The sequence below is a fragment of the Streptomyces sp. NPDC050388 genome (genome assembly GCF_040655635.1).
GTDB lineage: Bacteria > Actinomycetota > Actinomycetes > Streptomycetales > Streptomycetaceae > Streptomyces.
Genome location: NZ_JBFAKH010000154.1, coordinates 1 through 8,953 on the forward strand (window position 1 = coordinate 1; position 8,953 = coordinate 8,953).

At 68.6% G+C, this 8,953-nt stretch carries 9 protein-coding genes and 1 pseudogene; 6 read left to right on the forward strand and 4 right to left on the reverse strand.

Features of this window, described 5'->3' with window-relative positions; translation table 11 throughout:
* Positions 1–2,285 (forward strand): annotated as a pseudogene (locus AB0I73_RS38880) (Helicase associated domain protein); the annotation flags it as partial.
* Positions 2,286–2,469: 184 nt separating this feature from the next.
* Positions 2,470–2,931: a hypothetical protein gene (locus tag AB0I73_RS38885; RefSeq protein ID WP_363045120.1), complete on the forward strand. Its 462-nt coding sequence runs from the start codon at positions 2,470–2,472 to the stop codon at positions 2,929–2,931.
* A gap of 103 nt (positions 2,932–3,034) precedes the next feature.
* Here the strand turns inward: AB0I73_RS38885 and AB0I73_RS38890 are convergent, their stop codons facing one another.
* The gene (locus AB0I73_RS38890; protein WP_363045121.1) at positions 3,035–3,607 is read right to left on the reverse strand and encodes an SMI1/KNR4 family protein; all 573 of its coding nucleotides are present in this window, start codon (positions 3,605–3,607) and stop codon (positions 3,035–3,037) included.
* A gap of 239 nt (positions 3,608–3,846) precedes the next feature.
* On the opposite strand from AB0I73_RS38890, the gene AB0I73_RS38895 reads away from it, so the two are divergent.
* The 3 genes from AB0I73_RS38895 to AB0I73_RS38905 all read left to right on the forward strand — a co-directional run bounded on the left by AB0I73_RS38895 (position 3,847) and on the right by AB0I73_RS38905 (position 5,744).
* Positions 3,847–4,134, forward strand: coding sequence for a hypothetical protein (locus AB0I73_RS38895; RefSeq protein ID WP_363045122.1), 288 nt, complete (start codon positions 3,847–3,849; stop codon positions 4,132–4,134).
* A 91-nt stretch (positions 4,135–4,225) separates the two neighbouring features.
* Positions 4,226–4,378, forward strand: coding sequence for a hypothetical protein (locus AB0I73_RS38900; RefSeq protein WP_363045123.1), 153 nt, complete (start codon positions 4,226–4,228; stop codon positions 4,376–4,378).
* A 460-nt stretch (positions 4,379–4,838) separates the two neighbouring features.
* Positions 4,839–5,744: a replication-relaxation family protein gene (locus AB0I73_RS38905; RefSeq protein WP_363045124.1), complete on the forward strand. Its 906-nt coding sequence runs from the start codon at positions 4,839–4,841 to the stop codon at positions 5,742–5,744.
* 245 nt (positions 5,745–5,989) lie between these two features.
* Here AB0I73_RS38905 and AB0I73_RS38910 read toward each other — a convergent pair whose 3' ends face one another.
* From AB0I73_RS38910 to AB0I73_RS38920, 3 genes are read right to left on the reverse strand one after another with little or no spacing between them, the layout of a single operon-like run.
* Positions 5,990–6,544, reverse strand: a complete 555-nt coding sequence (locus tag AB0I73_RS38910; RefSeq protein ID WP_363045125.1) for a hypothetical protein — start codon at positions 6,542–6,544, stop codon at positions 5,990–5,992.
* Positions 6,537–7,007: a hypothetical protein gene (locus AB0I73_RS38915; protein ID WP_363045126.1), complete on the reverse strand. Its 471-nt coding sequence runs from the start codon at positions 7,005–7,007 to the stop codon at positions 6,537–6,539. Before AB0I73_RS38915 ends, AB0I73_RS38910 begins: the two co-directional genes overlap by 8 nt.
* 4 nt (positions 7,008–7,011) lie before the next feature.
* Positions 7,012–8,031, reverse strand: a complete 1,020-nt coding sequence (locus AB0I73_RS38920; protein WP_363045127.1) for a hypothetical protein — start codon at positions 8,029–8,031, stop codon at positions 7,012–7,014.
* 382 nt (positions 8,032–8,413) lie between these two features.
* Here AB0I73_RS38920 and AB0I73_RS38925 point away from each other — a divergent pair, with 382 nt between their 5' ends.
* Positions 8,414–8,626 (forward strand): transposase family protein, encoded by a 213-nt coding sequence (locus AB0I73_RS38925; protein WP_363045128.1) that lies wholly within the window; start codon positions 8,414–8,416, stop codon positions 8,624–8,626.
* The last annotated feature ends 327 nt before the right edge of the window (positions 8,627–8,953 follow it).

Sequence of the window (8,953 nt, forward strand, 5' to 3'; positions counted from 1 at the left end):
TACGCCTCTCTCGTAGATCGCGAGGACCCAGAGGACCCCTTGGGCCGGCGGAAGGTGCGCGGGCCGCTGGAGGCCGCTCTGGCGGGCGGGGAGCGCCTGTACGGGCAGCAAATGGACGGTTTTTCGCTCGCCATCGTGGACGAAGCCCACGGTACGGCAGGTGATCTAGGTCGTCCGTGGGCGGCGATCCACGACAACCAGCGGATCCCCGCCGACTTCCGGCTCTACCTGACCGCCACCCCGCGCATCCTGGCTTCGCCCCGGCCCCAGAAGGGCACGGACGGCCAGGAGGCGGAGATCGCGACCATGGCCGACGACCCGGAGGGCACATACGGCGCGTGGCTCGCCGAGCTCGGGCTCTCGGAGGCGATCGAGCGTGAGATCCTCGCCGGGTTCGAGATCGATGTCCTCGAGATCCGCGACCCCTCGCCAGTGATCGGGGAGTCGGAGGAGGCGCAGCGGGGCCGGCGCCTGGCGCTGTTGCAGACCGCGCTCCTGGAGCACGCGGCGAAGTGGAACCTGAAGACCGTCATGACGTTCCACCAGAAGGTGGAGGAGGCCGCCGCGTTCGCGGAGAAGATGCCGGAGACCGCTGCCGAGCTGTACGGCACCGACGCCTCCGGCGAGGACCTGGCGGCCGCGGACAAGCTGCCGAGGTCGTCGATCGACGCGGCCTTTTACGAACTGGAGGCCGGCCGCCACGTCCCCCCAGACCGGGTGTGGTCGGCGTGGCTGTGCGGCGACCACCTCGTCACCGAACGCCGCGAAGTGATCCGGCAGTTCGCCAATGGAGTCGACGCAGCCGGCCGGCGGGTGCACCGCGCGTTCCTGGCGAGCTGCCGTGTGCTCGGGGAGGGCGTGGACATCACCGGTGAGCGGGGCGTGGAGGCCGTGTGCTTCGCGGACACCCGCGGTTCGCAGGTGGAGATCGTGCAGAACATCGGCCGCGCGCTGCGGCTCAACCGGGACGGCTCCACAAAGGTGGCGCGGATCATCGTGCCGGTGTTCCTGGAGTCCGGCGAGGACCCGACCGACATGGTCGCTTCCGCCTCGTTCCGCCCCCTTGTGGCCGTGCTCCAGGGCCTGCGCTCTCACGATGAACGCCTGGTCGAGCAGCTCGCCTCCCGCGCCCTCACCAGCGGACAACGCACCGTGCACGTGAGGCGCGACGAGGACGGACGGATCATCGGCGCTGGCGGCGACGGTGACGGCGAGGACCAGGAGCAGGACGACACACAGGCTGCCACCGAATCGGCCCTGCTGCACTTCTCCAGCCCGCGCGACGCGGCAACCATCGCCGCGTTCCTCCGTACGCGGGTCTACCGGCCGGAGTCCCTGGTGTGGCTCGAGGGCTACCAAGCCCTCATCCGCTGGCGGACCGAGAACAAGATCACCGGCCTGCACGCCGTTCCCTATGACGTCGAGACCGAGGTCGGGTCGACCAAGGCGTTTCCACTTGGGCGGTGGGTCCACCAGCAGAGAAAGGCCCTGCGGGCCGGAGAACTCGAGGAGCGGCGCAAGGAGCTCCTGGACGCCCCCGAGGCCGGGATGGTGTGGGAGCCGGGCGAAGAGGCCTGGGAGGCCAAGCTCGCCGCGCTGCGCTCCTACCGGCGCGCCACCGGGCACCTTGCCCCGCGGCAGGACGCGGTGGGGGGCGAGGGCGAGGCAATGGTGCCCATCGGGCAGCACATGGCCAACCTCCGCAGGCGAGGCGGCCTCGGCAAGGATCCGGAGCGGGCGGCGGAGCGCGCGCAGCAGCTGACGGCGATCGACCCGGACTGGAACTGCCCGTGGCCGCTGGACTGGCAGCGGCATTACCGCGTGCTCGCGGACCTGGTCGACGCCGACGGCGTCCTGCCGGCCATCGAGCCGGGTGTGCTGTTCGACGGCGACGACATCGGGCGGTGGCTTCAGCGGCAGAAACAGCCGGCCACCTGGAAGCAGCTGGCGACCGAGCAGCAGCAACGGCTGTCCAGGCTGGGCGTACAACCGCTTGAGGCGCCGTCTGGCGCCCCGGCAGCCACGCGCGCGCGAAGGGCTCCAGTAAGGCCCAGGCGGCGTTCCAGCGCGGCCTGACCGCCCTCGCGCAGTGGGTCGAACGGGAAGGCGCCCACCGGCCGGTACCACGCGGGCACAGTGAACAGATCACGGTCGACGGCGAGACGGAGCCGGTGACCGTGAAGCTCGGCGTATGGATCTCCAACACCAAGCAGCGCCGGGACAAGCTCACGGCGGAGCAGCGGGCCGTGCTGGCCGAGCTCGGTCTGGAGTGGGCAGCAGCGTAGCGGCGTTGGGGGCCTGCGAGGGGCCATGCCAATCTCGGAAGGGTGCAGATCTTGTGGGGGTGCCTCGTTGGGGTGATTTCCGGGGGCTTGCCGGTGTGGTCGGCCTGGCGGACTTCTAGCGTCGTCGGCGTCGAGTCCGCCGTGGGGGCGGGCGTCGGGCGAGGTGGGTGGTGTGGTGCCGTCGTTGAGCGAGGCACTCGAGGCCAGGGAGGCCGCGGCGCGCGGCGAGGCCGATCGGCTCCGCGAGCAGATCGCCGGGCTCTCCGGGGAATTGTCCCGGTTGGAGGGGTTGCTGTTCCGGTTACGGATCACGCGGGAGACGGTGGACGAGGTCCTGGCCGGCGGGCCGTCGACGGCCGCGGGCGGCAAGGACGCCTCGAAGGGTGCGGCTGAAGCGCTGCCGGCGGCCGAGGCGGAGCCGGACGGGACGGTGATGTCGCCGGAGTATCAGGCGATCATCGGCCTGTTCGCGACGTCCGGGGCCGCGATGCGCTGCAAGGAGGTGTGCGTGGTGCTGGGGCTCGGTTCCGAGGCACGTCATGTCGCGGGCATGCGGTCGAAGCTGAAGCGTCTGGTCGAGCGCGGGATCCTGGCCGAGACGTTGCCGGGGTTGTTCAAGGCCGACGGGCAAGAGCTGGGCTGGTGAGCGCGCTGGCGACGGCCGAGGCCGCGTTCGCTGCCTCCCGGCGGCCTGCCCGAAGAAGCCTGGCAAGCCGCCGCGCCCTGGTCGAGTAAACCGCTCGCTCCTGTCATTCCCAGGGGTCTATCCCCTCGTCGAGGAGTCGGTCTTCCTCCTCCGTGCTCAGAAATTTAGCGCGCTGCTTTTGCCAGAGAGCGGCGTCACCAAGTGGGTTGCTGTCCAGTTCTCCTTGCAGCGTGCGGCGTAGGAATTCCACCATGCCGCACTCGTGGCGACGCCACTCGTGGGAACCGCGCTTCCACACCAGCACGGGCCATTCCTCCGGGACCGCGCCCGAGGCATCCCAGCAGAGGATGTCCGCGCTCGCGTCGACTCCCCATGCGATGAGTACGGGAGGGGAGACCACCGAGAAGGCCTTCGTGGACTCCACGTCCCAGCCCTTACGCGCATTCTTCGTCTCGGGAGACATTCCGTCGCCGATCCTCTGCGCTTCCCACGGCTCCGGCTCGAGGATCACCAGATAGTCCTCGATCGCGCCGGCGCCGTAGGTCGCTATGAAGGCGCGATAGTCACTGGGGAAGGGAACGCCCCAGGACGCCTCGAGCTCCTCCCAGGGGACTGGCGGACCACCGTCCCGCGACGATGGCGGCATCATCGCGGTGAGTTCATCCAGAGTTGACATTGAGCGTATCCTCTTGGGTCTTTTCGGGACAGCAGGTCAGCAGGAACTGCTGTCAAAGAGCACCATCAATAACACCTCCACGACAGCGATGCCCCGCGGATCTCTCACGTCCAGGACAGTAGCCCCACGCCCCTAAACCACCACCGATCAGCATCAACACACCCAGGTCCGCTGTCTCTCACCCCACTGTCCCGAAACCGAGAGATCGCAGCTGCGCACGGGGTGAGGGAGTGTCGGTGATGAGCGAGGACGGCGCGTCGCGTCGGATCGAGGGCGGCCGGTGGGTGGTGAGCCGGGCCTGGGTCATGGAGCGCACCGGGGCGGCAGTGGCCACGGTGGCCCGCTGGTACGCCCAGCGTGAGCAGCAGCCGGGGGACCGGCGGTTCCCGGAGGTGGCGTGCACGCTGGGCCGCACCCACTACTACGACCAGGCGGCCGTAGAGAGCTTCTGGGTGGCTTGGCGGGAGGACGTCGGTACGGGTCCGTCTCCAGGCTGCCGGACGGCGCCCTGGGGATGGCCGGGGTAACCAGGGCGGTGGCTCCGGGCGCGCCCAGCGGGACCGTGCCGTCGCCATCGTCCTCGCCGAGTTCCGGCAGGCCGGCGGGTACCGGCGCGGCATGGCCGCACGCCTGGCGCGCGAGCACGGCGGCGGTGAGCGTGGCTGGCAGCGTGCCGTGACCGAGGCCCGCGCCCTGTACGAGCACGGCCAGGACCAGGACGACGCGGGCGAGGCGGGTACCGCTCCGCAAGCTGCGCGGCCCTCGCCCTGACGTCTGCCCGCGCAGCCGCGCCCAGCCGGCACCCTGCTGGTGCGCCGACTCGGCCGGTGCGGAGCGCGGAGGCCCCGCCGACGCGCAACACCACACCAGGCCCGCCCCGATCCCCCGGCCGCACACCGCACCGTCCCGCCCGCCCGTCCCCTTCCCTTCCTTCTTTCTGTTCTGGGGCGAGCGCGGGGGTGTGCAGAGGGGGATGTCGGGCTGCCGACCACGACCGGGCAGGCGTGGTGAGCTGCGGATACACCGCCAGCCGCCGTATGGGTACGGGCAGTTGTCGGCGGGGATTGCGGAGGGGTTCTCGGCCTGGTCGGGGGCGGTGTTGTCGCATCGTGACCCTGGTCGGGCCTTCACGGTCGGCGGTCCGGTCGGAGCCGACTGCTGCCGTGGACGGGATCGGCGGTGCCGCGAGAGGTCGGCGCCGCAGGGACCGAGCGGCAGGGGAGGCGCGGCCATGCTGAAGGTGGATGCGGGCGGCGGGGACCAGTTGGCGGTGGCGGTGCTGGTGCAGTACCGGATGGCCACCACCGAGCAGCTGCACCTGCTGATCGCGCCGGGAGTGCGGATCGAGCAGACCCGGCGGCGGCTGGTCAAGCTGCGCGGCGAGGGACTGATCGACCGCGTCACGCTGCCGCAGGCCGGCCGGACGCGAGTCTGGTTCGTCACCCAGTACGGAGCCCAGGTCGCCGCGGAATGGCCCGAGCTGCGCCACTGGCAGCCCTCGAGGACAGTGGCGGACCGCACGGCCGCACGCCTGCGGGTCGGGCACACCCTGACGGTGACGGAGACCGGGCTGGCCTTCGTGCAGGACGCCCGGCGCCGCGGGGACGTGTGCCGGCCGCTGGACTGGATCCCCGAGGTCTACCACCCGCTCGGCAGCGGCCAGGCCGTCATCCCCGACGCCCTGCTCTACTACCGGCGCGGCGCCGAAGGCGACGAGGACGGCACCATGCTGCGGGCGTTCGTGGAAGTCGACCGGGCCACCATGGGCCCCGAGCGCCTGGCCGCGAAGATCAGCGCTTATGCCCGGCTGCACCAGTACGTGCCCGCACCCCCACCCGGCGCGCGGCACCGGCGGGCCGGCCAGGAACCGGCGAGGGAGGACTGGCGGCGGCGCTACCCACTGTTCCCGCGGCTGCTGTTCATCCTGGACGGCACCGGCCCGGCCGGCGTCGACACCCGCATCCACGCCCTACACGCCACCGCCCGGCAGCCGGAGCACGCTGCCTTCCTACGCGACGTCCCCGTCCTCGCGGCATCAATGACCGACCTACTCCGGCACGGCCCCGCCGCATCCATCTGGCGACCCGTCCACGGCCCCGGCCACAGAGTCAGCTGGACGCACTCCCGACACCCGTAACCAACCGGCTCCGGGCCCGTGCAGCACCCCGACCACGGCCGCCAGCTCCTCGGACACAGGCCCGACCACAGCAGGTCACAGCGTTGCGCAGCCCCTCCGGCCGAAAGCTGCGCAACAAACCGCCCGTTGCGCACCGGACGAAGTCAGCCAGGCAGCCCCGGCTGCGCAGAGCGCGCACCGCCCCGGCGGCCGCGCACCGCTGGCGCGTTGGCAGGCTGCTGCTGCGCGATGGTCACAACCGCGGATCAAGCCCCTGCAGACGTCGGAGGAGATGTGCGGGAAGTACGACCGAGGCGAAAGCGCGGTTGGGGGCGTAGGTGTGCCTCCACTGCTGCCATATAGCGTTCGCGGGGAGCAGCGAGCTCACCAAGATCGACGATCGATGATGGAATAATCATGGATGGATCTGTTTCCGCCCCAGTGCCCAGCCACGCGCTCTTGATGCTTTGACCTGCGACCTCTCTCGTCAGCCTGACGAGGTCGGCGTATACGCTCCCTACATCCGGTGACTCGAATCTGACCCATGCCTCGTATCTGGCAAGCTTGATCTGAATCTCTCTCAGCTGCTCCGAAAGGCGTATGCGCTCATCTGCCTCCGCATCCGTGCGACGGCGGCGTACGGCATAGGGCATCTCGGCGTACTCGATGCAGGTCTCGTAGGCGGCGGCGAAGAGTTCTTGCTTCCGGTCTTGCTGTTGGGCGCGACGGCCGGCTCGCCACTGGAGGATGACCACGAGGCCAGTGACGAGCGCGGCAAGCACTGTCGCGTAGGGGGCGAAGGTCTTGAACGCCTCAGCCAATGACGTTGTCCTTTTCATCGAGTCCGGGAGAGGTATATCCGTGCGGCGCCTCGAACCCGGGCCATGAGCCGGTGCGCTGGTATTCGGCCTCCCAGCACAGGTGACGCACGATGATGGCGAGCAGCTTCACGCCGCCGTCACCGGGGCGCCAACGGCGCGCGGTGGAATCCTTTGGGTACCAGAGGCACAGGGAACCGTCAGGGTTGCGGTGAGCGGGGCAATCAGGCCCGTCGGCGTGGACGCGTGGTACGTCGGGATCCTGTGGAGAGAAGGCGATGCGGAGACTGTGGCCCGGCAGGATTCGGATATGGGGGTAGACCAGCAGGTTGAGACCTTCTTCGAAGGCGACTGGCTTCTCAATCTCGCGAACATCGAGCCCGGTTGAGCGCATCTCGTCGAGGAGCCTCGTGCGGGCAAGGGGGCGTGCGAACCAAGGCCGATTGGCGCTCTGTAGTCTGCCCATGTACCTAGGACTGCTTCCAAGAACGGACCTTCGGTATGGCCAGGCTCGGACCTGCGAAGCCGAGCTGGTTGGTGGTGCGAATTTGGGGATCGGCGGAGAAGCGGTTGGCGGCCTCGCTCATGGTCTTGGGGAAGAGCTTTTCGAGGACCTGCTGAACGACTTCGATGTCGTCGGGGTCGGCGATCGCCTTTCCGAGGTCCCGGGCGGCGATTCGGAGACGCCGCTCTGCATCCTCGTGGGGAATCAGCGGCTTGAGGTCAGGGGAGACACGGCGAGGGTCCTTCGTCGGCTTGTTCTCTTGGAGGCGCTTTGAAGCTTGCTCGAGAACCGTGTGGACCGCGCCGACGAGCCCGGTGCCCTCGGTGATGAACTCGTATGCCCACACCGACAGGTTGTGGGAGGAGAACCCTGGCTTTGACGCCTGAGCGTTCCATGCCTTGAGGAGGCGGATTGCTCTCCGCCGGGTACGGCGAAGGGACTCGACACCCGAACCCAGCAGTTCCACATGGCCGATCGGATCACTCTTGCTCCACGCGTTCTTGGAGCTGGCCGGCTTGTCGAGGTCAGGTATCCACAGGCCGCGACCGTCGCGCCGCTGTAGAGCCACAATGAGATCGACGGTGACATCTACATCGTTGACCGGCGAACAGAAGTAGATCTTGAGGCCGCGACGCGACTTGTGGACGCGCGCCTTGGGATACTCATCCCTGATCTGAGGGCCGATGAAGTCAACGAGTTCGTTGGTGATTGCGTGGGGCGCCTTCCCCTCACCGTCGGGGCCGAGAGCGGGGTGCTTCACCCGGTCCAGGATGATGCCGCCGTCTCCATCACTGACGGAACCCGAGTGCGGCTGGATGTGGGTGTTGGCGGGGATGGAGCCCGAGCTATACGACCTCCGACCTTCTGGATGCTTCTCCGCGATCTTCCTGGCGAGCGCAAGGCGATCACGAGTGGCTGATAGTACGTCAGCATTGACGTTGATGAGCTTAAGCAGTTCGTCGAACTGCTTGTGCAGGTGAGCCATGGAGTTCCCTTGCTGTTGGTGAGCCGGGTGGAACTGGCGGGTGCCGTGTTCCGAGTCTGGCGTATGCCACTGACAACGCCTCGCACGGCAAAGGTGGTGGTGCCCCATGTCAGGGACTTTGCATGTTCGCGGGTTGAGCGGGATCGTCCACTGATCAGCCGTCATGTCCGGTGGGTGCGGGGCCGGGAACGGGTGCAGGCACGGGTTCGGTGATCATGTGAGTGTCGAGTTCACGTGACCACAACCGAAGACCCGTGCCTGCTGTCTCAGCCTCTCGCATGTCGTCAGACTTGGAGCAACTGGCTCATGCCGAATCACCGCGGCCTCTGAATCATCGCGGCCGCTGCCGGACGCCGCCCGCCTGGCCCGGTTCCTTGCTGGTCTGCCCGATCCACGTAATCGGCGCGGGCGACGTTTCCCGTTGGTGCCCGTCCTGGCCGCCGTGGCCGCGGGCGTGCCGGCCGGCGCGAAGTCCCTGGCCGCGGCGGTCGAGTGGATCGCGGACGTCCCGGTCTGGGCCCTCCGGGCGGCAGGGCTCACCATTGCTCCGTTCACGACCCTCTCGCGCGGAAAGGACACGACCAGACCCATGTAGTGCCTCCCATGGCGCTGGAACTCCAGCGGCTCACCTCCGCGCTCGAGCAGAAGTGAGCCGTCGGTCTCATGCTTGTGCCGGACTATCCGCACGTCCTCTCCGCGGCACCTAAAAGTCGTCTTCCTCAACCCGGACACGTGCGCCTGTCTGCTGCGCCTTTTGTTCAATGCCTCCTTGAGCCCCCTCCGCTGTGGTGAGCGTTAGGTTCAGGCTGATGAGCTGATGGTTGGCGTTAGAGGTCCTAACAGAGTGCTCGGACGCGCCGGTGCAGGATGAGGCAGACAGCCAACTGCAGGAAGGCGTCATGGATGTCGTCCCGGCGCTCCC

Coding starts and splice junctions, on each gene's coding strand:
- AB0I73_RS38890 (WP_363045121.1), bottom strand. CDS start 3,607: ATGTCAACTCTGGATGAACTCACCGCGATGATGCCGCCATCGTCGCGG.
- AB0I73_RS38895 (WP_363045122.1), top strand. CDS start 3,847: ATGAGCGAGGACGGCGCGTCGCGTCGGATCGAGGGCGGCCGGTGGGTG.
- AB0I73_RS38900 (WP_363045123.1), top strand. CDS start 4,226: ATGGCCGCACGCCTGGCGCGCGAGCACGGCGGCGGTGAGCGTGGCTGG.
- AB0I73_RS38905 (WP_363045124.1), top strand. CDS start 4,839: ATGCTGAAGGTGGATGCGGGCGGCGGGGACCAGTTGGCGGTGGCGGTG.
- AB0I73_RS38915 (WP_363045126.1), bottom strand. CDS start 7,007: ATGGGCAGACTACAGAGCGCCAATCGGCCTTGGTTCGCACGCCCCCTT.
- AB0I73_RS38920 (WP_363045127.1), bottom strand. CDS start 8,031: ATGGCTCACCTGCACAAGCAGTTCGACGAACTGCTTAAGCTCATCAAC.